We start from the raw sequence: 24,238 nt of genomic DNA, 5'->3' as shown, positions 1-24,238 counted from the left end.
CTAAAAAACTAACTTAATCTCCACCACCTCCGCAATCTCCTCCACCATCACTTGAACCACTACAATCACTGCTACTGTATTCACCGAATCCACTTGATGAGCTTGAAGCGTATGAAGATTTTTTGCTTCTTTTTCTATCTTTTTTACTTTCATGACTAGGCCATACTGTATCAAATAATATAAAGAATAAGACTAATTCTATTGCAACAAGGAGAAATTCTAAAATACTCTCAATAATATTAGGAGTTATCTCAAAACTGTAAAACACTCCAAATGAATACATACACAAAATTACATACAGAGCCATACAAATATACCGAAATATTTTCTCTATCGTAATGACTACTTTTTGTGAAAAAGGTATGTTCTGTTCCTTTTTGTTCTTTATATACCTTTGTCTCTTTGCCTGTTTTTTCTTCCTCTTTTTGCTCCCCATCGAATCCCCTCTTTTTATTATATAATTCTAAATTATCATAATAAAAATCGATTTACACCAATAAATAACAATTATTCACATGTTATTTCTCCATATAAAAAAGACCCTCCTCACGAAAAGGAAGGTCTCAAATGTATTTCTATTATGATAAAGCAGGAGCTTTTTCAAGAAGCTCTTTTGCATCAGCGTATTGTAAGCCGTGAGCTTCCGCAACTGCTTCGAATGTTACATAACCATCTAATGTGTTAATACCTTTTAATAGTGCAGTGTTGCCTAGGCAAGCATCTTTGTAGCCTTTGTTCGCAATTTGTACTGCATATGGTACTGTTACGTTTGTTAATGCAAGAGTTGACGTACGTGGAACTGCACCTGGCATATTAGCAACTGCATAATGAACAACGCCATGTTTTTCGTAAGTTGGGTTGTCATGAGTTGTAATACGATCAGTTGTTTCGAAAATACCACCTTGGTCAATCGCGATATCTACAACGACAGAACCTGGTTCCATTGATTGAATCATTTCTTCAGTTACAAGTTTTGGCGCTTTTGCACCCGGAATTAATACTGCTCCAATAACAAGGTCAGATTCTTTAACAGCTTCTGCAATGTTGTATGGATTAGACATTAATGTTTTTACTTGGTTACCGAAAATATCATCTAATTGACGAAGACGTTCTGCACTTAAGTCAATGATTGTTACATCTGCACCTAAACCTACTGCAATCTTAGCTGCGTTTGTACCAGCTTGACCACCGCCGATGATTGTTACTTTGCCGCGTTTTACCCCTGGAACGCCTGCAAGTAAAATACCTTTACCGCCTTTGTTTTTCTCAAGGAATTGTGCACCGATTTGTGCAGACATACGACCAGCCACTTCACTCATAGGTGCAAGTAATGGTAAAGAACGATTGTCTAATTGTACTGTTTCGTATGCGATTGATGCAACTTTGTTATCGATTAATGCTTTCGTTAATTCTGGTTCTGGAGCTAAGTGTAAGTATGTGAATAAGATTAAGCCTTCACGGAAATAGCCGTATTCACTTGCTACTGGCTCTTTTACCTTCATAACCATATCTTGATTCCATGCTTCTTCAGCAGTTTCTACAAGTTTCGCACCAGCTTGTACGTATTCTTCATCTGTAAAGCCAGATCCTAAACCTGCTCCTTTTTGAACAAAAACTTCGTGACCATTTTGTACTAAATGTACTGCTCCCGCTGGCGTCATTGCCACACGGTTTTCATTGTTTTTAATTTCTGTTGGAATACCGATACGCATGATTAGTTCCCCCTTGAGTTATGAAATGACCCCTGAATCATTTTTTAAAGCGCTTTCTACGCTCTTATATTTTAACATAATATCTCAATATTTGACAAAAAAATAACACGAGTTTTCCGATAGATTTAATTTTATATTAAAGGACAGTATTATCCGCACCTCTCAGCACAATGGATAAACTGTCCAATTATTCGAAACTTCATCTTATTTTATTCTATCGATGTCTATGAATAACATCCACTGCACCAGTCACTTCAATAATTGTACCGGTAATCATATCGGAATCGTCCTCACATAAAAACGAAATGGTTCTTGCAATATCTTCACCTGTTCCAGATCTACCAATCGGTGTGTTACGCTCTTTCAGCTGACGTGCTTCTTGAATAGTTGCCTCTTTCATATCGCCAATAATATCACCAGGACATACCATGTTCGCAGTGATACCATACTCCGCTTCTTCATAAGCAACTGTTTTCGTTAATGAAACAAGTCCTACTTTCGCTGCGGCAAAAGCTGAACGATAAATCCATCCCGGTGCACTATCCGCCCCTTGAAATCCGTAATTAATAATACGGCCAAAGTTCTGTTTTCTCATGACCGGAACGACAAGTTTTAATAAATGAAATACCGCTGTTAAATTTCCCTGAATCATTTCATTCCATTCATCTTCTTCATAATCAACTAACTTTTTTCGTTCAAATACATATGGACCAGCATTATTAATTAAAAAGTCAATTTTGCCAAAACGGCTCATCGCTTCTTCTACTATTTTATGTAAATCTTCCTTTTTCGTGACATCCGCTTGCACGAATTGTAGACGCTCTTCCACATCTTTATATGTTTCTTTCATCGTTTCCATAGCCGTGATATCGCTATGGTACGTTACTGTTACTGAATAGCCTTTAGCCAATAACTTTTCTGTTACTTGCTTTCCTAAACCTTTCGTACCGGCTGTAATGAGCGCATGTCTCACAAAACTGCCCCCTTTTAAATTGCTATACTTCATATGTAACAAGTTCTCGCTCCAATTACAACTAAAATGAATTGAAACAGAGTTTTCGAAATTCTGTAACGTTTCTGGCAAGCACGTTACCAAAATTTGTTTTATAATTAAGTTGTAAACAGTTATAAAACAGATTGGGAGGAATTTACTATGAATAATACATATACAAATATTTTAATCGCGGTGGATGGTTCTAAAGAAGCAGAAAAAGCCTTTAAAAAAGCAATTCAAGTCGCAAAGCGCAACAATGCAACATTAACAATTGCTCATATCGTTGATGTAAAAGCATACTCAGCAGTAGAAGCTTATAGCCGTGCAATTGCGGAACGTGCAAATCTATTTGCAGAAGACCTATTAGAAGACTACAAAAAAACTGCGCTTGAAGCTGGTCTTGAAAAAATTGAAACTGTATTAGAATTCGGTAATCCTAAATCAAAAATTTCAAAAGAAATCGCTCCAAACCATAAAGTAGATTTAATTATGTGTGGTGCGACTGGTTTAAATGCTGTTGAGCGTTTCCTAATTGGTAGCGTCTCTGAACATATTATTCGCTATGCGAAATGCGATGTCCTTGTTGTTCGTGGTGATGAAGAGCAAGGTGAGCTTTAATTTATAGATAAAACACCAAGTCCACATAGGCTTGGTGTTTTTCATTTTATAAACTTCACTATAAACAAAAGACATGCTACGACAACAACGGTAATTGCCAACACATAAGGCGGAAGAAACTTCAAAGACCATAATGCCATCATAATCGTCGCAACCGTTAAGTACGTTCGCCTTGCACCTTCTGTCATTTTTTTACGAAATAAGAAAACATACAAATAACCAATTGGCGGCGTAATAAAGCAAAGAACGTATATGATTTTTGATTTTAAATACCACTTTTGTTCTCCAAGTTTCTTTATATCCCCTTCTATTCTCTTATGCTCTTGTTCTTTCGCTTCTTCTACAAGCGGATTTTCCTCTTCTCCTCGCTTTTCTTTCATATAAGGAAGAAAGTGCATAAAAAAATAGTATGCGAATACGAATGCTCCAAATCCAATATTTACTCTTTCTAATGGAATATGTTCACTAAAAAAAGCAGCAGTAAGCACTAAAGACAAACAGTATGTCATCATCCAAAAGGAACGTTTTCTCTTTTTCCGTTCCATTTCTTTTTTGCCTTGTATATCTTTTCTTTTCGAAAGCCATATAGAAATAAAGCAATCTACTACAAATAGAGCAAAAATAAATATCGCAACGTGTACTGTTTCTAAATCCTCAAATGAAAAGATATTTGGGAATGCAACATGTAATACAATGAATGTGTACAAAATTAGCCCTATAAAATAAATACGTCTCATTTTCCATCCCTTTCTTATTTCCTAACATTACGTTAACATACATTTTTTAGAAATAGACGGACAAAATATATATGTGTAAAAAAGGAGGATGCTATATGGATGATTCTGAACGCATTATTTTAGATGTGAACGGCAAAGAAATTGAAATGCTAGATACGATTCGCACTCATTTTAAAGAGAAGCACGGCGTTGAACTAAGTAATGGTGCATTACTTCGTGATTTGATGGATATTGAGTATATTCGAATTACGGAAGATCGACATAAGTATGATTAAAAGAAAACGACTGCAGGCGAATGCCATCAGTCGTTTTCTTTCTTTATTTAAGCTCTTGATGTTTCCCGCCCATACCACCAGACTCATTGCTATCTTGGTGTACAGTTAGTTTATTTGTTTTCGCATCTTTTAAAACTCTATATGTATATGATTCATTTGGTTCATCTTTAAACTGTACATTCATACCATACGAATCCATTTTGCTATAAAAGACCGGTTTTATATATAAAATATCACTTTCTTTATATCCTTTATCTTGTAAATGCCACATCGTTGCGATAACCGCTTCTTCTCGCTTTTCTTTTTCACCAACATACATATATTTGTCCAAAAGAAACACTTTAGCATTTGCAATTAAGCTAATTAACAGTACAATGATCAACACTATTTTTTTCATAGACTTCCCCTAAATTGTTATTTTTTACTACATTTTAACTTAAATGCTAGTAAAAAATAAAGTACGCCAAACTTTAATAGACTGGCGTACTTCCCAACTCAACTCTTAATAACTTCTTTCGTTAACCCCTTCGCCTTCTCCAAAGCGTTTTTGATTTGTTCAAACCCAGTCCCGCCAGCACTGTTACGACGCTTTACAGCTGCATATGGTGACAGCACTTCATACAAATCTTCTTCAAATAAGGAGCTCATTTCTTTATATGTTTCAAGAGAGACATCTAATAAATAAATTCCTTTTTGTGTGCAATATAGCACTAACTTTCCAACAATTTCATGAGCTTGACGGAATGGTAGTCCTTTGTTCGCTAAATAGTCAGCAATTTCTGTTGCGTTGGAGAAATCTTGCGTCACAGCTTGCCCCATTTTTTCTTTGTTTACAGTCATCGTTTCAAGCATGCCCGCCATAATATGAAGGCATCCTTCTACTGTTTTAACTGTATCAAACATTCCTTCTTTATCTTCTTGTAAGTCTTTATTGTAAGCGAGCGGTAATCCTTTCATTACTGTGAGTAAACTGAATAAATTACCGTATACTCTGCCTGTTTTACCACGGATTAGTTCCGCCATATCCGGGTTTTTCTTTTGCGGCATAATGCTGCTTCCCGTTGCATATTGATCGCTCATTTCAATAAATTGAAACTCTTGGCTACTCCATAAAATAAGTTCTTCGCAAAAGCGTGATAAGTGCATCATAAGCATAGAGGAGTTACTTAGGAACTCCAGTATGAAATCACGATCGCTTACTGCATCTAAACTATTTTCATAGATTCCATTAAATCCAAGAAGCTCCGCACTATACTCTCGGTCAATGGGGAATGTCGTTCCAGCTAACGCTCCTGCTCCTAATGGCGAAATGTTAATACGTTTTAACGAATCTTCATAACGATTCACATCACGCTCTAACATCCAAAAGTAAGCGAGAATATGATGAGCAAATGAAATCGGCTGGGCACGCTGCAAGTGCGTATAGCCCGGCATAATGGTTTCAATATTATTTTCTGCTTGTTGAACAAGAACAGTTTGCAATTGTTTTGTAGCTTTTATAATATGTTCTACCTTTTCTTTTAAATACAAATGCATATCTGTCGCTACTTGATCATTACGACTTCGGCCAGTGTGAAGTTTTCCTCCTACTTCGCCAATTTGTTCAATTAACATTTTTTCGATATTTAAATGAATATCTTCTGCTTCTACTGAAAATTGTAGCTTATTCTCTTTTGCTTCTTTCAATAAATATTGAAGACCTATCTTTATTTTCTCTGCTTCTTCTTTCGTCACGATGCCCTGCTTTGCTAGCATCGTGACGTGCGCAATACTTCCTTTTATATCTTGATTTACTAATTGTTGATCGAAGGAGATGGATGCTCCGAACTCTTCAACCCACGCTTCCGCTTCTTCTGTAAAACGTCCGCCCCAAAGTTTGCTCACGCTTCCACCTTCTTTTGATTCACTTGGCTGTATACTTTCGTCGGTAAACCGAATAATGAAATGAATCCAACTGCTGCATCATGATTAAATTCGTCCTGAGCAGTATACGTTGCTAATTTTTCATCGTATAAAGAGTACTCAGATTTACGTCCTTCTACAATTGCATGACCTTTAAATAATTTCACACGCACTGTACCTGTTACATTCTTTTGCGTTTCTTGTAAAAATGCATGAAGCGCTTGTTTTAAAGGTGAGAACCATAAACCGTTATAAATAAGCTCTGTTATTTTCTGTTCAATCACTGGTTTAAAATGTGCTACTTCTTTTACGTGTGTTAAATCTTCCAACTCTTTATGCGCAGTGATTAACGTCATTGCTGCTGGGCATTCGTATACTTCACGAGATTTAATACCGACAAGACGATTTTCTACGTGATCAATACGTCCAACGCCGTGTTTTCCAGCAAGTGCATTTAACGTTTTAATTAATTCTGCAAGTGAATATGCAGTGCCATTTAAAGTAGTCGGTACGCCTGCTTCAAATCCGATTTCTACAAACTCTGGTTTATTCGGTGTGTCTTCTAATGCCAATGTCATCTCATATGCATCTTCTGGCGGTGCTGCCCATGGATCTTCTAAAATTCCACATTCGTTGCTGCGTCCCCATAAGTTTTGATCGATTGAAAACGGGCTATCTAAATTAATCGGAATTGGTACATCGTTTTCTTTTGCATAGGCAATTTCTTCTTCACGTGACCACTTCCATTCACGTACAGGTGCAATCACTTCTAAGTAAGGATTTAATGCTTGAATAGAAACTTCAAAACGAACTTGATCATTTCCTTTCCCTGTACATCCGTGTGCAACTGCAGTTGCGCCTTCTTGTTCTGCGATTTCTACTAATTTCTTCGCAATAAGCGGACGAGATAATGCAGAGACAAGAGGGTATTTCCCTTCGTATAATGTGTGTGCTTGCATCGCCATCAATGCATATTCGTTTGCAAATTCTTCTTGAACATCAATCATATATGATTTAATTGCACCTACTGAAAGTGCCTTTTCTTTTACAAATGCTAAGTCTTTACCTTCCCCTAAGTCTAAACAAAGCGCGATAATATCATAATTCTTCTCTTGTAACCATTTAATTGCAACGGAAGTATCAAGACCTCCGGAATATGCTAATACAACTTTTTTCTTCTTCATTTTGCATCCCCCTAAAGAATAAATATTCATTTTCTTTTATAATAATTCACACTTTACCACCTTTCACAAAATGTATCAAGAGTCATTTTCAAATTTTTTCAAACAATTTCGTCGAACTTCTTTCTGTTTTTATGTACAATATAAGCAGAAAAACGGGGGTGAACTTATGGAAAAATATTTCTTATACGATGAACATCTAGGAATTGAAATTCCACATTTACAAGAAGACTGGGAAGAAATCCCCGAAAAAATGCAACATGCTATTTTATTGAAATGGGAACAAGTTCGCGGAAAGATTCCTGATCGAATAAAAGAACTCGAGCACTCTATTAATGCAAAACAGCATCTTTTAAATAACGAAGAAGACTTCGAAGTTTCTTGTAAACTAAATTCAGAAATTGCCGATCTTGCTTCCATCATTAATGACCTTTGGCTTTGGTATCGACTCACTCAAAATGTATCTGAGGGGAAAGCACACCAATGAAAAAAGCATGCCCCTCAATAACTTTGGGTCATGCTTTTTTTGTCATAACATGATTTACAATATATTTCTTGTGCTGTTTTCGCCAAACATACATCGAATGGACCAACTAATATACTTCTTTCTTTCGGCAACTTTACAAAAGCAACAAGCTCTTCTTCATATTGAATTTTTTTCTGACATGAAATGCATATTAATTCTTTTCTTTTGAACATGTCTTTTAGCATACCTTCACTCTCCCCTTCATCTATCTATATTAATATACTCTCATAATAGTTAAGACTTGTAAAAAAATGACACATTCTGAATCGAATGATTCATATACTATGTACAAAAGGAGGTTTAAAACTTATGCGTGCTTTCGTTATTATCGCTTTAACTTTTTTAAGTGTGATTAGTTGGGATGCGTTTTTCAAAGATAAAAGTGATGAAAAGAACACAACGGAATAAAACCCTTTTTTTCTTACTTATTGGACAAACCGTTATAAACTGTCCAATCCTCCGAAATAACTTAGGCTTTTCTACAAAAATATTTAAACATAACATTTTTTGTAGATTCCCTCCGTTTATTGTCGGTTTCCATCCGCATACATTTTTTAAAAGTATGATATAATAGTATAAATCTTGAAGGAAGGGATTTTGATATCATGATCGCTCGAAGGAGCATGTGGCATCGTATTGACGAATCATACACGTAGCGTATTTTTCAGCTCAGATACTTTAGTCTAGCGAAAAAAATACGAGAGTGGGGAAATTATGATTGCCCGAAGGATAATTTGGCAAAAAAAAGACTCTTCTTACACATAGCGTTTTGTTTAGGACTTAATTGTTACTAACTAAACAAAACAAAGAAGAGCAGGATTGCTAAATGACGAATCCTACTCCACGTTTTGTTTAGTCGTTTTAAGACTTAAACTAAAACGAAGGTAGGGAGAATTGATGGACGAGAGGATTATTCGTTATTTCTTCAGCGACATATAGCGTAGTTAGTTTTTTCGTAAACTAACTGAAAGCTACATGTGAGCTCGTAGTTAGTTTACAACACAAAAAGGACTACTAACTACGGAAAGAAGGAATAACGATGAGGAACATCCAAAGTCGGCAAATTATTAAAGAAATTTTTATGGTTTTAATCGGTTCATTTATTTTAGCAGCAGCGCTATATCATATTCACTTCCAAAACCACTTAACAGAAGGTGGCTTTGTAGGAATTGCACTATTCATTCAAAACTTTTATGATATTTCACCATCTATTTCAACTGTATTAATGGATATCCCAATTATTTTACTGTGCGCTTCATTTTTAGGTAGAAAAATGGTTGGTTATTCATTCCTAGGTTCAATTTCATTCGGAGTATTTTATTCCTTTATGGAAAATTATTCTCCATTTACGGTAGATTTATCAAATAACTTATTTATAGCTGCAGTAGTTGGCGGTGCGTTAGCTGGTATTGGACTCGGTTTTATATTGCGATTTGGCGGTGCAACCGGTGGAGACGATATTTTAACAATTGTATTAAGTAAACGAACTCGTTTTACAATTGGGCAAATTTTCTTCGTCTTTGACGCGATTGTTCTTGCGCTTTCATTATATTATTTAAATTGGACAGAAATTGCTTTTACTATTCTTTCGATTGCCGTACAGGCAAAAACATTGGATTTAATTTATTATCCAAAAACAGAAAAAACAGCAGAAAAGCAGCCAGTATCTGTTCCAATGTCCAAAAAACATGCAACGAATTAAAAAAGCGAAAGGCTTCGGCCTCTCGCTTTTTTTATGCTCTTTTTTCTTTCTCGACTATATGGCGCACTTGATAAAATCTATTTGCAAATTCAGTAACGTTTCTTGTTAAACGATAATTCACTGTAGATCCAATTGCCATTCCAATTACCGGTATACCTTGGAATAATTTACGACGAAGAGCATAAATCGAAAATGTCTTCAAAATTTGTTTTAACACAACCTCAGTAGAAGCTGTTTGTAGCACTGCTTCGTCTCCTTCGTAAAAGAACGAATCTTCTTGCTCCAGCTCTTGCAATAAATTGTACCATGCATATTGCTGAAGTCTTCCTGGTAGTAATGACGCATGAAACACCTTTAACGCAAGCATCATTTCATACGGCTTGTTCACATCATGTCCAAATGATGTTGCAATAAGTTGGACTGCCTTCACATTTAACGCGATCATAACCGGAAAATCCGCCGTTAATAATAATAAACCTCCAGCACCTGTTGCCCCACCTTGTACAAATGAATATAGACGATGACGTGCTGTTTGCTGCTCTGCTATGTATGTTAATTGATCAATAGATAATGCTTTCAAATCTTCAAGCTGTTCAATCGATTCATCAAATAACCTTGATGTTCCTAAAATCCGATTACGTGCATCTAACTGTGCTTGTGAACTTTGAATAAATGCATGCAAATGAAAGAGCCATCCATCTGCTTTCGTGAAGAATTCTTTTCGCTTTTTCTCAGGTAATTTCGCAACTGTAGCATGTAACCATTTATCAAACACTTTTTGAAAATCGGTCGCTTCTTGCTCAACTAATTGCGCTTCCCATTCTTTTATATTGTCTAAAATGGCTTGTTCTCGCTTCGATCGCATCGTAACAACCACCTCGTTCGATTTTTTTCTATTGTAACATATTTCTACTTATTCTTTGCAAATATGCTTGTCTATCTTTATTCACATACCATTTTTGAATGGCATAAAATATTAACAAAAAGGATGAGATAAATCACATGAATCTATCCGATATAAAAAAAGAATATAATGCGGTATTCAGCTTAGGACAAAACTGCTGGCCCGCTTGGGCATTATATCAATTAGAATTATCACCATTTTTTGGCGTTATTGATTTTATGCTAAGTCCCTCATTAGAAAAAGTGAATGTATTATTACAAAATCGATTTGACCGCTTTTTAAATTTCGAAAATTTATCCTTCATCTCATTTTGGGATGATGATGCAAAATTAAGATTAAGGGACAACCTTTATGAAATTGACTCCTGTCATGACTTTAAAACAGATGTAAACACACCAACTTCTTGGCCTTCTTATACAGAAATTAAGTTAAACTATGAACATCGTATTAATCGTTTTCTAGCTACAATTGAAACGGCAGAATCCATATTATTTATTCGAACTGGAGGAACATATGAAGAAGCATGTTCCCTAGAACAAATTTTATCTCAAATCGTTACACATACATTCTCTGTCCTGTTACTAATTCCTGCCGATATACCAACTATCACCCAAGAAGATTGGGGATTACAACGTATTTGCGTTATGAAATGTCCTATTATGGATGTATACCAATACAATGAAGCATTTTGGAAAGACTTATTTGATGGAATTACAGTTAGACCGCACACTTAAATACACGATACTTTTATCACACCATACATTATAATCGTCCTTATACAAAACAAATAAGGAGTGATTCTATATGTATCCACGTGCAAAAGCTTTCGGTCTTGCTGTACATCAAGATCGCCTTCTCGTACAAGAATATTATACAGAAGGCGAAATATATTATCGTCCTCTTGGCGGTTCAATTGAACTTGGTGAAAAATCAGCACATACTGTTATTCGGGAGTTTAAAGAAGAGCTTCATACGGAGATAGAAATCACCAATTATTTAGGGTGTTTAGAAAATGTCTTTCATCTCGATGGAGACATTGGTCATGAAATCATTCAACTATATTCTTTGCGTTTATTAGACACGTCACTATATGAAATGAAAATATTAAATATACAAGATGAAGAAACAGTAGCGTATGCGAAATGGATTCCTATTACGGCATTCATTCAGAAAGAAAAAATATTATATCCAGATGGAGTTTTAAAATACATCCAAAAGAAAAAAGACGAAATCCTATAGGATCTCGTCTTTCTTTTCATATATTAACCAATATCTCCAAGACGTAATACGTCACGAGCAATCATAACTTCTTCGTCAGTTGGAATTACGATAATTTTTACTGGAGAGTGTGGGAAGCTGATGAATGCTTCTTCACCGAATACGTTATTACGTTTTGCATCGAAGTATACGCCCATGTACTCAAGGCCTTCTAATACACGCTCACGAATAATCGCACTATTTTCACCTACACCAGCTGTGAAGATGATTGCGTCTACACCTTTCATACGAGCAGTGTAAGAACCGATGTATTTGTGGATACGGCTTACGAATACATCAAGTGCTACTTTCGCACGGTGGTCGCCTTCTTCTTCTTTCGCAATGATGTCACGTAGGTCACTAGAGTAACCAGTAAGACCTAACATACCACTCTTCTTGTTTAATACGTTAACTACTTCTTCTACTGTTTGGCCTGTTTTTTCCATGATGTATGGAATTAACGCAGGGTCAAGGTTACCAGAACGTGTACCCATTGTTACACCAGCAAGTGGTGTGAAGCCCATAGAAGTATCGATAGATTTACCGCCTTCTACTGCTGCGATACTTGCACCGTTACCTAAGTGACAAGAAAGTAAGCTTAAGCTTTCAATTGGACGACCTAATAATTCAGCCGCACGCTCAGTTACATATTTATGAGAAGTTCCGTGGAAACCGTATTTACGGATGCCGAATTTTTCATAGTACTCATATGGTAAGCTGTATAGGAATGCAGATTCCGGCATTGTTTGGTGGAATGCTGTATCGAATACTGCTACTGCTGGTACGTTTGGTAATACTTCTTGGAATGCTTTAATACCAACAACGTTTGCTGGGTTATGAAGTGGTGCTAAATCGCTTAATTCTTCGATATCAGCTAACACTTCATCAGTAATTAAAACAGAGTCAGCAAATTTTTCGCCGCCGTGAACAACACGGTGACCGATACCGCCAATCTCATCTAGAGATTTAACGATTCCGTTTTCAGTTAACTTTTTAAGAAGCATATTAACTGCTACTGCGTGATCTGGAATGTTTGTAATTTCTTTTTGTTTTTCGCCATCTACAGTAATAGTGAAGATACTATCTTCTAAACCGATACGTTCTACTAAACCTTTTGTTAATACTGTTTCACTTGGCATTTCAAATAATTGGAATTTTAAGGAAGAGCTTCCTGCGTTAATCGCGATGATTTTTGACATCTAGTCTTTCGCCCCTTTTTCTCTTGGTAGTTGTGTGGATGTTTCCACAAACCGCTCGATTTTATCTGATCAAATTCACCAAATATGAAAACGTTTCATCATTAGCAAATTTTATACTCACGATTTTAATTTAAACATCGTCCGACATATATTTCAAGTGAAAAAATTGTAACACCAAGAAAAAATATATATTACAGATTTCAAAAAAATTCAGTTAAATCTTGTATATATTTAAAAATATGACATATTATATAAAACTGTACTACATGAATCACTAATGCTGTTACATATACCCAGCTTTATTTATGTGTTGCAAACCAAGTATTTAATTGATCCATAATGTCTTCCATCGCCTTCATGTTAGAGAATTTAGGCAACTCCACTAATAACGCCTGTTTTGGCATTGTTACATTAGCGCCTTTCTTTTGGAGAACAAATATACTTTTTGCATTTTTCTCGTTTTTAAACATGGAAACAGGAAGCTGTAATAACCCTTGAATAAAGCATGTTTCTTTAATAAATGCATGTAATTTTGGTGCCTGGTCACTTTCAAAAATGAAGTTTGGTACTAAGAAGAATAAGTAACCGCCCTCTTTCGTATGTTTCACACTTTGTTCAATAAATAAGTGATGGGCATACGACATTCCTTCATCTGCTTTTAATTTATATTCACTTGCACCGATTTCGTTTGGATAATAACCAACCGGTAAGTCTGAAACGACTGCATCAACTGGATCGATATAAAGTGGTGCTAGTCCATCTTGATGGAAGAATTCGATTGCATGCTTTTGTAAATTTGCATTTACTAAAGCAAGTTTAATTAGCACTTCATCCACTTCTACACCAAACCCACTCATTGTTAGTCCTTCTTTGGCGCTATTAAACACTGTAGTCATTAAATTACCTGTTCCAATTGCAGGATCTAAAACTGTGATCTCGTTTTGACCTTGCATAAATTTATGGAATAAGTAGCTCATGAACATTCCAACTGCATCAGGCGTCATTTCATGATTCGCTTGTACGCCTTCTTTCATTCCTTTTAAGATGGCTAACTGAAATGCTTTACGAATTTCTTCACCTTTATATGTTTCTTCATTAAACGTACTATATTCACGATTCAGCCTTTCAATTGCTGATTCGGATAATTCCTCTTGTAAAATCGCTCCCTCAAACAAGTTATCACCTGTTTCTACAAGCGCCTCTAAATATGTTACATCTAATTCTTTACGTAAAACTACCGCAGAAGAATCAAAAATAGAAAATAATGTTTCTACTGTCTGACTCACGTACATTCCTCCTTCTCTCTTTTACACATAACTTATATCATACCACAAAGTGATTTTTTCCAAAAAGAAAAAGCGACCTCCTGTAAAGAGCTCCCCTTTAGTTATATATGATATAACGTTTTTTCTCATATATCGATGCTGTTACAGAGCAATATATGAGAAAAAACGACCTCTTTATAAGAGGTCATTTTCATCACATTACTTCGCAGATTTAGCTGCTTCTAATGCTGCTTCATAGTTTGGATGGCTTGTACCTTCGCTTACGTATTCTGCGTAAACTACTTTGTCATTGCTATCTACTACGAATACTGCACGAGCAAGTAAACGAAGCTCTTTCATTACTAAGCCGTAAGCTTCACCGAATGAAAGGTCGCGGTGGTCAGAAAGTGTTACAACATTTTCTAAACCGTTTGCTGCACACCAGCGTTTTTGAGCGAATGGTAAATCAGCGCTAATTGTTAATACTTTCGCGTTTTCAATACCTGCTGCATCTTGGTTAAAACGACGAGTTTGTGCATCACACACACCTGTGTCGATTGAAGGTACAACACTAATTAATTTTACTTCACCTTTGTATGTTTCTAAACTTACTGGAGATAAGTCGTTTGCTAATACTTGGAAGTTTGGCGCTTGATCGCCAACTTTAACTTCTGTTCCAACTAAAGTCATTGGATTACCTTTAAAAGTTACGTTTGCCACTTGAAAATCCTCCCTTATTTAAACAAAATATGTACAATGTAAATGATAGTTTGTCCCTATCGATAATGCAAATAAAATCGCTTTATTTACAAAAAAATTAAAGAAGCTAACCTATTGATTAGCTTCTTTATTCGTTAAATTTGAAATTCAGGATCATCTTCTTTTCGTTTATCCATCATTTCTTTCACTTTATCAACAGCTTGTGGCGCTAATTCAATTATTTTATCGATGACGTGTGTTTGTTTATCTAAGTGCAATACTTTCACACCATCTCCATTTATAACAAGAAAGGCAACAGGATTAATAGAAACTCCTCCACCACTTCCCCCGCCAAATGGATGACGGCCTGAATGTTCTACTTTACCAAATTCACTTCCACCAGCAGCAAATCCGAAACTTACTTTCGAAACTGTAAGAATTACGCTTCCATCTGCCGCTTTAATTGGGTCACCAACAATTGTATTTACATCAGTCATTTGTTTTAAATGCTGCATTGCTGTTGTCATTAAACCTTGAATTGGATGGTCCATTCTATATCCCCCCTATGCTTGAACAGATTTTTCTGTCATACCAGATCTTTGTCTTCTCATAAATACGAGTAATTTGACGCCAGTTTTTATAGCGCGGAATATACGAAAAGATGCTGTTAACTCGCATCTTGATGCAAATCCTTTCCCTTGAAAAACTGGGGTAATTTCAAATTCTGGTACGTCGACAATATGCATATATTGTCCGACAACTCCAGCAGCCATACCTTTTGTCCCCCATGCATATCCAGTGACAATTCCAGTACTAGCTGCATCGCCTGCTCCAATTTGTGTATGCCATTTCCAACCATTGATTTTCACTCGTTTGAGAAAATCTTTAACAATAGTATGAACTTCTTGAAGCTTTTTTATCAGTTCACCAATGCTGTCAAGTTGCGCCATAATTTTATTATCGAGTCCGCCGTCCTCTTCAGCTTTTTCGATTTTCTGTCCTGTCTTTTTCTGCTGTTTTTCAATTCTTTCCAACACATCAAATGTATATCGAATCATCCATATTTTCACTTGAAGCAAACATTGCTTTTCCATTTCTGAATATAAAAATGTCACCTTAAGCTTTATTTTCGACAATAGTATAAACAAAATAAAAAGAAGAAGAATTATTATTCCAATTACGAGCCACTTCATACGTATCATCCTTTCACTCCGTACCCATTATCGACAAGTTTATTCATCGTTAAACAGAGTTTTATAAGATTGAATATAAAAATTTTTCTAAAAATAAAAAGGTATTTTGACAATTTATATCGAAATATATTATTTGAACATATCATCAGGGAACGGACTCTAATGATATGTAGCACGAAAAACAGAAAATTTAACTGCAGTGGAGGGATACATAATGGCAGATCGTCGCAATTTATTTTTCTTTTATGGTGATGACAAAGCAACGCTCGTTGAAAAAATGAAACCAATCTATCGTATTTTAGAAGAGAATGGATTTACCATATTAGATCATCCAAAAAATGCAAACGCTATCGTCAGTGTTGGAGATGATGCAACCTTCTTACAAGCCGTTCGTAAAACTGGTTTTAGAGAAGATTGCTTATACGCAGGGATTTCTACGAAAGATGAAATTTCTTTCTACTGCGATTTCCATATTGATCACGTTGATACAGCCCTTCAAGAAATTACAAAAAATGAAATTGAAGTGCGAAAATATCCAACAATTCAGGTAGATGTAGATGGCAGTACATCTTTCCATTGTTTAAATGAGTTCTCATTACGTTCTAGCATTATTAAAACATTCGTTGTAGATGTTCATGTTGATGATTTATATTTCGAAACATTTAGAGGTGACGGTTTAGTAGTTTCTACCCCAACAGGAAGTACTGCTTACAATAAATCATTGCATGGTGCAGTTGTTGACCCGCTTATCCCATGTTTCCAAGTAAGCGAACTAGCATCTTTAAACAACAACACTTACCGTACGCTCGGTTCACCTTTCATTTTAAATCACGAACGTACATTAACTTTAAAACTAAGACCAGACGGTAACGATTATCCTGTTATCGGCATGGATAACGAAGCGCTTAGCATTAAACAAGTGGAAAAAGCTGTTGTACGCTTAAGCGATAAACAAATTAAAACAGTTAAATTAAAAAACAATTCTTTCTGGGAAAAAGTACAGAGAACGTTTTTATAAGATTAAAATAACCGCAGAATTATGAAATTCCATAATTCTGCGGTTATTTATTTCCCCCGATTGACGCGAACAATACTCTCTTACTATCCGGCCGTTATTCTTGTCAGTTTTTGTCGGTAATTCGATATATTCCGAAAACCGCTCATATATTTTTACGCATCTTTTCTATAGACAACTTGGCCATCTATTACGGTCATTTCTGCTTGTACTTCTTTTATTTCTTCTGCCTCAATTTCAAAAATATTGCGGTCTAATATTGTAAAGTCTGCTTCATATCCTTTTGTAATTTGCCCTCGCTTCGCTTCTTTTCCAATTGCATAGGCACTTCCTGTTGTAAATAAAGAAACAGCCTCATAAACCGTTAATCTTTCCTCAGGCATATAGCATATACCGTCAATAAAACTTCTACGTGTAACAGCGCTATATATGCCTAGAAACGGATTTACTTGTTCAATGGGAGCATCTGAGCCACCGTTGCAGTGTAATCCTGCTTCCAGTAACGTCTTCCAAGCGTACGCATAACGAAGACGGTGCTCGCCTAGTTTTTCAATGACTGACGGAAAATCTGATGAAAGAAAGACTGGCTGTATATCGATAATGGCTTGCAAGTTTTTCATTCTTTCAATCAACTCTTCACGAGCAAGCTGACAATGAATGATGCGGTCACGTAACCCTTCTGCTGGTGGATATAATTCGAGTGCATCAATGACATATTCAAGCGATAAGTCACCGATAGTATGAATCGCAACTGGCATATGTAAATATCGTGCTTTCTTTACTAATTCCGCAAGTTCTTCACGTGAGAAAATCGCAACTCCATTTGTTTCCTTCGCATCTTCATACGGTTCACTTAATAATGCTGTTCTTCCGCCAAAAGAACCGTCAGAGAAAATTTTCATTGCCCCAAATTCAATATAATGTTCATTTTCATATTCTTTTCGTTCATGTGCTACTTCATGGTGAACGAGCAAATGGGCTTTAAATGGCATTTCTTTTATAACGTGAGAAAACGCATTATATGTTTTTCTAAAACCACCATAATAATTTAAATCTTCCGTATGCCCGCCAACAAGTCCGTATTTCCAGCAATCTTTAATCGCTGTTTGCAGAGCTCTTTGTAAATAAGCTTCATCAATTTCTGGCTGAACATGTTTAATTAATTCTTGCCCTTGTTCATATAAAAGCCCTGTTAACTTATTTGATGAATCCCTACCAATTTTCCCGCCTTTTGGATCTTCTGTCGCTTCTGTTATATTCGCTTCTTGCAGTATGTATGCATTCACCCATGTAACGTGACGACAAACTCTCTTTAGTAAAATGGGATGTTCTTTCGAAATTTCATCTAAATCACGCACGTGAACATCTTTTGTATCTGTAAAGTTATTTTCATTCCATCCTTCTCCAATAATCCAAGAGCCCTTTGGAGCTTCTTCCACTCGCTTCTGAACAAGAGTAAGCACTTCGCCATAAGATGTGCAATTTGATAAATCTAAACGAAGCAATCTCTCCCCATGCCCAATAAGGTGCATGTGGCTATCAACGAGACCTGGAATCATCGTTTTGCCTTTTAAATCGTGCAATGTAACCGCGGCATATTGGTTTTCTAACTCTTCTTTACTTCCAACATCAACGATCGTACCGTTTTCAATGTAAACAGCGTCCACTTTTTCATTTTCTTCTCTCACTGTGTAAATGGTGCCGCCATACCAAATTTCTCCCATATATCCCATCTCCTTTATTTTTTATTGTATAAAAAAAAGCACCATTTCAAAACATGGTGCTTTTCTAAAAATTACTTTTGTTCAGTAGTAGATGTTGTAACTTGCCATTCAATATTAAATTTATCTTTTACTTGTCCGTATGCTGGGCTCCAGAATGTTTCTTGAAGTGGCATGATAACTTCTCCACCTTCTTGTAACTTATCGAATACTTCTTTTGCTTTTTCTGCATTACTAATTTGAATTGCGATTGTTACTTGAGATCCGATTGCATGCCCTTGACCTGGGAATGTATCAGAAATCATAAGATCCGTATTACCAACTTTTAAAGTAGCGTGTAAAACGCGCTCTTTCGCTTCAGCTGGAATCGGGTATTCTGGATTTTCAGGCATGTCACCAAAAGTTTGCATAACTTCTACTTTTGCATCTAAAGCCTCTTTATAAAACTGTACAGCTTCTTGCCCACTACCATCTAAAACTAAGTACGGATTAATACCTAAAATCATACGGACACCTCTTTTTTAAATTTATAAAACCGAACTTTTGTTCGTTTTCATTTTATCATTGTTTTACATTTCATTCAACTATTTACTTCACTGTTTTCAAAATTATTTTGACGGAATCTCCATCTCTTGTTTTCTAAGTTCAATACGGCGAATTTTTCCAGAAATCGTTTTTGGTAGTTCATCTACAAATTCAATTTTGCGAGGGTATTTATATGGTGCAGTGAGTTCTTTGACGTGTTGTTGGAGTGTTGGAATTAATGTTTCTTCGTTCTTTTCTATATTCTCTCTTAATACGATAAATGCCTTCACGACACTTCCACGAATTTCATCAGGACTTGCGACAACTGCACATTCTCTTACGTAAGGATGTTTTACAAGTGCATCCTCTACTTCAAACGGCCCGATTGTATAACCAGAGCTAATAATGATATCATCGCCGCGCCCTTCAAACCAGAAGTAGCCGTCTTCATCTTTCTTCGCTTTATCACCTGTAATATAATAATCACCGCGGAATTGCATCGCTGTACGCTCATCGTCTTTGTAATATTGTTTAAAGAGGGCCGGCGTTTCAATGTGAACTGCAATATCACCAACTTCGCCTACTTTAACTGGGGTACCTTCCTCATTTACGATATCGACGTGGTTACCTGGCGTTGGTTTCCCCATTGATCCTGGTCTAATATCCATCCCTTTCATTACACCAACAAGTAATGTATTTTCCGTTTGCCCATAGCCGTCTCTCACTGTAATATGAAAGTGCTTTTTGAACGTTTCAATGACTTCTCTATTTAACGGCTCACCTGCCGATACAGCGCTATGTAATGCCTCTAAATTGTACTGGCTTAAATCTTCTACCTTTGCCATTAATCTATACTCAGTCGGTGTACAACAAAGTACATTCACCTTATTATCGTCTAATAAGTTTAGGTACGTTTTCGGTTCAAACTTACCGTGATATACAAACCCTGTTGCCCCTGATCCTAAAGTTGCTAAAAACGGGCTCCAAATCCACTTTTGCCAGCCTGGACTAGCTGTTGCCCATACAATATCATTCTCTTCAATTCCGAGCCAATTTGGAGCGCTCGTACGTAAATGAGCGTATGCCCACGCATGTGTATGAACGACACCTTTTGGATTTCCTGTCGTTCCTGACGTGTAAGATAAAAAGACCATATCTTCTTTATCTGTCTTAGCCATTTCTAACATGTCACTCTCTGTTTCTAACGCTGTTTTTAAATTAACCCATCCATCTACTGACTGCTCGCTCAGGACAAATTTTCGAAGAGATTCCATCGCTTCTATATCATCAAACTGCCTAATATACGGCTCATAGCTTACTATTGCTTTTACTTCTCCATGTCCAATTCGATATTCTATATCTTTTTTACGTAACATTTCCGAGCTTGGAATTACGACAAATCCTGCTTTAATAGCAGCAATATACGTCATGTACGCTTCAATTAAACGCGGCATCATAATGAGAAGCTTGTCCCCTTTTTGCAAACCACTTTTTATAAAAGCGTTTCCAATTTTATTCGCACCTTGCATTAATTCAGCGTATGTAACTTCCCTTCGATTCCCTTTATCATCTTGCCAAATTAAAGCTAACTTCCCTTTATCACCTGTATATTTCTCTATTTCAGAAACTAAATTATAAGACGGTGGCGCCAACAATTCTTCTCGCTTCATAAAATATCCTCCCTTTTCTTTATGCCTCCTTTATATAATAAAGAATTTTCTGTTAATTTTGAACCCTCTTCTTTTGACAAATTTTTCAGTTCTGTCGAATTAGTAAACGAAATTACATCGACTTACCGACAAATAGCGACACAACACAAAAAAAGAAAGAGCGGGAGAACCCGCTCTTTCTAAGCCATCATATGGGATTATTTTTGGAAACCGCCTAATTGTTGCTCAGCTAGTGAAACTAGACGTTTAGTGATTTCACCACCAACAGAACCGTTAGCGCGAGCTGTTGCATCAGCTCCAAGTTGAACACCAAACTCTTGAGCGATTTCGTATTTCATTTGGTCTAATGCTGATTCTGCACCAGGAACCGCTAATTTATTTGTGCTACGTGACATGTTATATCACCTCCTTGTGAGTATAGAGTGTGATAAATAACATGACTTCATACACGTTTTAGATATGGTAATTTATGGTTTTAGAAAAGTTCTTCAAATTTTTCTTCTTCCGCCACTACTTCTACCGTTTGTAATACCATTGTTTCTTTGTTCGCTACAGCTTCATCGATTAATGGTGTGAAATCATATTTCGCTTCAAAACGATTTGCTTTTTCACGCTTCGGCTTCGTCGCTGGGCTTGCTGGTGTGAATACTGTACAGCAATCTTCGTACGGACGAATTGAAATATCATACGTGCCAATTTCTTCCGCGATTTTAATAATTTCTAATTTATCCATCGTAATAAGTGGACGAATAACTGGGTAGTTTGTTACTTCATTAATCGTATGCATACTATCTAACGTTTGGCTTGCTACTTGTCCAAGACTTTCACCAGTCGTAATTGCAAGTGCGTTACGCTCCTCAGCAATACGTTCTGTAATACGCATCATCATACGGCGCATAACCGTCATTGAATAGCTAGATGGGATTTCTTTATTAATCGTTTTTTGCACTTCTGTAAACGGAACAAGGTGAAGCGTTACTCGTTTACAATACTTCGTTAACTCTTGCGCTAAATCGATTACTTTTTGTTTTGCACGCTCACTTGTGAAAGGTGGACTATGGAAGTGAACTGCTTCCACAGATACGCCGCGTTTCATCGTTAAGTAAGCTGCTACTGGGCTATCAATACCACCAGAAAGAAGTACCATTACTTTTCCGCCAACGCCAACTGGTAAACCGCCAGCTCCCATACGCTCATCGCACATGATATAGCTATAGCCACTGCGGATCTCTACACGTACATTTACATCTGGATTATGAACATCTACTGTAATATCTTCTGTATTTTCTAGAATGTGTCCGCCAATCTCAGGTAATAATTCCATCGTTCTCATTGGGAAATGCTTATAAGAACGGTGTACAGTAATTTTAAATGTTTTCACATCACCTTTTACTTGTAAGAAAGCTGCTAATGCACCTTCTTTAATGTCTTCTAATTCTGATGGTACTTTCATCGCTAAGTTAAACTTATGAATACCAAATACATCCTTCAATCTTTCAGAGACTGCTTCATGATCTTCACCATTTAACTGGATGTACATACGATCATGTGTTGCATCGATTTTAATATTTGGGAATTTTTTCAGTTTGAACTTCACGTTATCTTTTAATGTGCTTACAAACTTAGAACGGTTCTTACCTTTTGTCGTCATTTCTCCGTAACGCACTAAAATATATTCATATTTCAACATAATTTCTTTACCTCATCACTTCATATAATTTTGGCATCGTCTCTTTTACAATACCTTCAAATCGTTTTACTTCTTCCATTGTGTTTTCTGGTGCCAAACTAATACGAATAGCGCTTGTAGCTGCTGCATGCGGCACTCCCATTGACACTAACACTCTGCTCACTTCATTTGCTTTTGAAGAACAAGCAGATCTCGTTGACACATATACACCGTGTTCTTCTAAAGCATGAACGACTACTTCTGGTTTTAAACCAACAAATGATACATTTAAAATGTGCGGTGCTGCATATGCAAGCGACGTGTTAATCGTTACATCTTCCATCTCTTTAAAGAAACGAACAAGCTCTGCTTGTAAACTTTGCAAATGAGCTACCTTTTCTTTCACTTGTTCCATTGTCATGCGAAGTGCTTTCACCATCGCTACAATGCCAGGTAAATTCTCTGTACCAGAGCGATACTTAAGCTCTTGTTGACCACCTGATAAAATCGGATCTAATCTTACGCCATCGCGTACATAAAGAAGACCCGTTCCTTTTACACTGTGGAATTTATGTCCAGATATTGAGCAAAGATCAATATGAGAAGCATATAAATCAAGCGGTACTTTCCCTATCCCTTGTACATGATCTACATGGAATCTTATTTTCGGATGATTCGATAATAACGTTCCAATTTCAGCAACGGGCTGAATTGCTCCAGTTTCGTTGTTCACATGAATAATTGACACAAGAATCGTATCTTCACGAAGTGCTCGTTTCACATCTTCTACCGACACAACACCATGCTCGTTAACCGGTAAATATGTTACATCAAACCCGAGTTCTTCTAATTGCTTATATGCCTCAAACACAGACGCGTGTTCAATATTTGTTGTAATGATATGTTTGCCGCGCGAACGATTCCTCATCGCTATCCCTTTAATCGCAAGGTTATTCCCTTCCGTTCCACCTGATGTGAAAATAATTTCAGAAGGTTTAACACGAAGAAGCTGCGCTGCAATCGTTCTTGATTGTGTTAATAGACGCTCTGCCTCTCCTCCAAGCGAATGAATAGAAGAAGGATTACCAAAATATTTCCCAGCAACCGTCACGTACGATTGAAGAGCTTCTGGATATGGCTTCGTCGTCGCACTATTATCAAAATAGATCATCGTTCTTCCCCTTTCAGCGCTATCACATCGTATAATCATATCATAAATACGTGTCATTACGCTAAGACTACGCAAAGGTTCCATTTTATCTCGATTGGTGAAGGCTAATAATTGGCGAGGATGCCCTCCTATTACAGTTTCACTTTATCCCGCGTTAACGGGCAATAAGACTCTCACCTCAAAATCCAGTTAGAGCAAAGAAGTTAGATGGGAGATTAACTGCCCGTAAATGCCCGATTGGTGAAGGCTAGTAATCAGTGGGGATGAATCCTCCAACTGATTACAGTTTCACTTTATTTTGAA

The 24,238-nt window shown here is 36.5% G+C and carries 27 protein-coding genes; 7 read left to right on the top strand and 20 right to left on the bottom strand.

The window, feature by feature from the left end:
- Positions 1-13: 13 nt before the first annotated feature.
- The 3 genes from ACS2QP_RS22340 to ACS2QP_RS22330 form a co-directional block, all read right to left on the bottom strand.
- Positions 14-436, bottom strand: coding sequence for a hypothetical protein (locus ACS2QP_RS22340; RefSeq protein WP_332283953.1), 423 nt, complete (start codon positions 434-436; stop codon positions 14-16).
- 142 nt (positions 437-578) lie between these two features.
- Positions 579-1,712 (bottom strand): alanine dehydrogenase, encoded by a 1,134-nt coding sequence (gene ald, locus ACS2QP_RS22335; RefSeq protein ID WP_001219402.1) that lies wholly within the window; start codon positions 1,710-1,712, stop codon positions 579-581.
- Between the two features lie 214 nt (positions 1,713-1,926).
- On the bottom strand, positions 1,927-2,718 hold the full coding sequence (locus tag ACS2QP_RS22330; protein ID WP_438882859.1) for an SDR family oxidoreductase: 792 nt from the start codon (positions 2,716-2,718) through the stop codon (positions 1,927-1,929).
- 147 nt (positions 2,719-2,865) lie between these two features.
- On the opposite strand from ACS2QP_RS22330, the gene ACS2QP_RS22325 reads away from it, so the two are divergent.
- Positions 2,866-3,324, top strand: a complete 459-nt coding sequence (locus tag ACS2QP_RS22325) for a universal stress protein (protein ID WP_001066673.1) — start codon at positions 2,866-2,868, stop codon at positions 3,322-3,324.
- 41 nt (positions 3,325-3,365) lie between these two features.
- Here ACS2QP_RS22325 and ACS2QP_RS22320 read toward each other — a convergent pair whose 3' ends face one another.
- A complete protein-coding gene (locus tag ACS2QP_RS22320; protein WP_001252877.1) occupies positions 3,366-4,061 on the bottom strand; it encodes a hypothetical protein in 696 nt (231 codons plus the stop codon).
- 95 nt (positions 4,062-4,156) lie between these two features.
- On the opposite strand from ACS2QP_RS22320, the gene ACS2QP_RS22315 reads away from it, so the two are divergent.
- Positions 4,157-4,336: a hypothetical protein gene (locus ACS2QP_RS22315; RefSeq protein WP_000342760.1), complete on the top strand. Its 180-nt coding sequence runs from the start codon at positions 4,157-4,159 to the stop codon at positions 4,334-4,336.
- A gap of 43 nt (positions 4,337-4,379) precedes the next feature.
- Here ACS2QP_RS22315 and ACS2QP_RS22310 read toward each other — a convergent pair whose 3' ends face one another.
- The 3 genes from ACS2QP_RS22310 to ACS2QP_RS22300 all read right to left on the bottom strand — a co-directional run bounded on the left by ACS2QP_RS22310 (position 4,380) and on the right by ACS2QP_RS22300 (position 7,422).
- A complete protein-coding gene (locus ACS2QP_RS22310; RefSeq protein WP_438882858.1) occupies positions 4,380-4,733 on the bottom strand; it encodes a DUF3139 domain-containing protein in 354 nt (117 codons plus the stop codon).
- 98 nt (positions 4,734-4,831) lie between these two features.
- Positions 4,832-6,220 carry an argininosuccinate lyase gene (gene argH / locus ACS2QP_RS22305; RefSeq protein WP_000041247.1) on the bottom strand — a complete coding sequence of 463 codons (1,389 nt, stop codon included), beginning with the start codon at positions 6,218-6,220 and terminating at the stop codon, positions 4,832-4,834.
- Positions 6,217-7,422, bottom strand: a complete 1,206-nt coding sequence (locus ACS2QP_RS22300; protein WP_000727588.1) for an argininosuccinate synthase — start codon at positions 7,420-7,422, stop codon at positions 6,217-6,219. The genes argH and ACS2QP_RS22300 overlap by 4 nt, the downstream gene beginning before the upstream one ends.
- A 166-nt stretch (positions 7,423-7,588) precedes the next feature.
- Here ACS2QP_RS22300 and ACS2QP_RS22295 point away from each other — a divergent pair, with 166 nt between their 5' ends.
- On the top strand, positions 7,589-7,906 hold the full coding sequence (locus ACS2QP_RS22295) for a radical SAM protein (RefSeq protein ID WP_332283947.1): 318 nt from the start codon (positions 7,589-7,591) through the stop codon (positions 7,904-7,906).
- A 14-nt stretch (positions 7,907-7,920) separates the two neighbouring features.
- Here ACS2QP_RS22295 and ACS2QP_RS22290 read toward each other — a convergent pair whose 3' ends face one another.
- Complete coding sequence (locus ACS2QP_RS22290) at positions 7,921-8,130, bottom strand: hypothetical protein (protein WP_000910274.1); 210 nt, start codon at positions 8,128-8,130, stop codon at positions 7,921-7,923.
- Positions 8,131-8,984: 854 nt separating this feature from the next.
- Between ACS2QP_RS22290 and ACS2QP_RS22285 the strand changes: the two genes are divergently transcribed.
- Positions 8,985-9,647 (top strand): YitT family protein, encoded by a 663-nt coding sequence (locus tag ACS2QP_RS22285; protein ID WP_001244515.1) that lies wholly within the window; start codon positions 8,985-8,987, stop codon positions 9,645-9,647.
- A 31-nt stretch (positions 9,648-9,678) separates the two neighbouring features.
- Here the strand turns inward: ACS2QP_RS22285 and ACS2QP_RS22280 are convergent, their stop codons facing one another.
- On the bottom strand, positions 9,679-10,512 hold the full coding sequence (locus ACS2QP_RS22280) for an EcsC family protein (RefSeq protein WP_001256850.1): 834 nt from the start codon (positions 10,510-10,512) through the stop codon (positions 9,679-9,681).
- Positions 10,513-10,649: 137 nt separating this feature from the next.
- On the opposite strand from ACS2QP_RS22280, the gene ACS2QP_RS22275 reads away from it, so the two are divergent.
- Together ACS2QP_RS22275 and ACS2QP_RS22270 are read left to right on the top strand one after the other, a co-directional pair.
- Entirely contained in the window at positions 10,650-11,285 is a 636-nt protein-coding gene (locus tag ACS2QP_RS22275; RefSeq protein WP_001053729.1) for a DUF1796 family putative cysteine peptidase, read from the top strand.
- A gap of 70 nt (positions 11,286-11,355) precedes the next feature.
- The gene (locus ACS2QP_RS22270; RefSeq protein ID WP_000283500.1) at positions 11,356-11,790 is read left to right on the top strand and encodes an NUDIX hydrolase; all 435 of its coding nucleotides are present in this window, start codon (positions 11,356-11,358) and stop codon (positions 11,788-11,790) included.
- 23 nt (positions 11,791-11,813) lie between these two features.
- On the opposite strand, the gene ackA is transcribed toward ACS2QP_RS22270, so the two are convergent.
- From ackA to ACS2QP_RS22245, 5 genes are all read right to left on the bottom strand, one after another.
- Positions 11,814-13,007, bottom strand: coding sequence for an acetate kinase (gene ackA, locus ACS2QP_RS22265; protein WP_000034575.1), 1,194 nt, complete (start codon positions 13,005-13,007; stop codon positions 11,814-11,816).
- A gap of 299 nt (positions 13,008-13,306) precedes the next feature.
- On the bottom strand, positions 13,307-14,293 hold the full coding sequence (locus ACS2QP_RS22260; protein ID WP_000084367.1) for a class I SAM-dependent methyltransferase: 987 nt from the start codon (positions 14,291-14,293) through the stop codon (positions 13,307-13,309).
- 198 nt (positions 14,294-14,491) lie between these two features.
- The gene (gene tpx, locus ACS2QP_RS22255) at positions 14,492-14,992 is read right to left on the bottom strand and encodes a thiol peroxidase (protein WP_000024525.1); all 501 of its coding nucleotides are present in this window, start codon (positions 14,990-14,992) and stop codon (positions 14,492-14,494) included.
- Positions 14,993-15,126: 134 nt separating this feature from the next.
- Entirely contained in the window at positions 15,127-15,522 is a 396-nt protein-coding gene (gene ytfJ, locus ACS2QP_RS22250) for a GerW family sporulation protein (protein ID WP_000350003.1), read from the bottom strand.
- Positions 15,523-15,534: 12 nt separating this feature from the next.
- On the bottom strand, positions 15,535-16,173 hold the full coding sequence (locus ACS2QP_RS22245) for a DUF2953 domain-containing protein (protein ID WP_002164419.1): 639 nt from the start codon (positions 16,171-16,173) through the stop codon (positions 15,535-15,537).
- 205 nt (positions 16,174-16,378) lie between these two features.
- On the opposite strand from ACS2QP_RS22245, the gene ACS2QP_RS22240 reads away from it, so the two are divergent.
- Complete coding sequence (locus ACS2QP_RS22240) at positions 16,379-17,182, top strand: NAD kinase (RefSeq protein ID WP_000785177.1); 804 nt, start codon at positions 16,379-16,381, stop codon at positions 17,180-17,182.
- A gap of 152 nt (positions 17,183-17,334) precedes the next feature.
- On the opposite strand, the gene ACS2QP_RS22235 is transcribed toward ACS2QP_RS22240, so the two are convergent.
- The 6 genes from ACS2QP_RS22235 to ACS2QP_RS22210 all read right to left on the bottom strand — a co-directional run bounded on the left by ACS2QP_RS22235 (position 17,335) and on the right by ACS2QP_RS22210 (position 23,935).
- Entirely contained in the window at positions 17,335-18,903 is a 1,569-nt protein-coding gene (locus ACS2QP_RS22235; RefSeq protein WP_438882857.1) for an amidohydrolase, read from the bottom strand.
- A 71-nt stretch (positions 18,904-18,974) separates the two neighbouring features.
- Positions 18,975-19,406 carry a VOC family protein gene (locus ACS2QP_RS22230; RefSeq protein ID WP_000600350.1) on the bottom strand — a complete coding sequence of 144 codons (432 nt, stop codon included), beginning with the start codon at positions 19,404-19,406 and terminating at the stop codon, positions 18,975-18,977.
- Positions 19,407-19,508: 102 nt separating this feature from the next.
- On the bottom strand, positions 19,509-21,095 hold the full coding sequence (mbcS, locus tag ACS2QP_RS22225; protein ID WP_000817773.1) for an acyl-CoA synthetase MbcS: 1,587 nt from the start codon (positions 21,093-21,095) through the stop codon (positions 19,509-19,511).
- Positions 21,096-21,292: 197 nt separating this feature from the next.
- Positions 21,293-21,490 carry an alpha/beta-type small acid-soluble spore protein gene (locus ACS2QP_RS22220; RefSeq protein ID WP_000091639.1) on the bottom strand — a complete coding sequence of 66 codons (198 nt, stop codon included), beginning with the start codon at positions 21,488-21,490 and terminating at the stop codon, positions 21,293-21,295.
- Positions 21,491-21,570: 80 nt separating this feature from the next.
- Complete coding sequence (gene thiI / locus ACS2QP_RS22215) at positions 21,571-22,785, bottom strand: tRNA uracil 4-sulfurtransferase ThiI (RefSeq protein ID WP_000922337.1); 1,215 nt, start codon at positions 22,783-22,785, stop codon at positions 21,571-21,573.
- Positions 22,786-22,792: 7 nt separating this feature from the next.
- Positions 22,793-23,935, bottom strand: coding sequence for a cysteine desulfurase family protein (locus ACS2QP_RS22210; RefSeq protein ID WP_438882856.1), 1,143 nt, complete (start codon positions 23,933-23,935; stop codon positions 22,793-22,795).
- Between the last annotated feature and the right edge of the window lie 303 nt (positions 23,936-24,238).

Origin of the sequence: Bacillus cereus group sp. Bce019, from assembly GCF_051781745.1 — a bacterium.
In the GTDB taxonomy this organism is placed as follows: domain Bacteria; phylum Bacillota; class Bacilli; order Bacillales; family Bacillaceae_G; genus Bacillus_A; species Bacillus_A cereus.
This window is presented reverse-complemented; position numbering and strand designations above follow the sequence as displayed.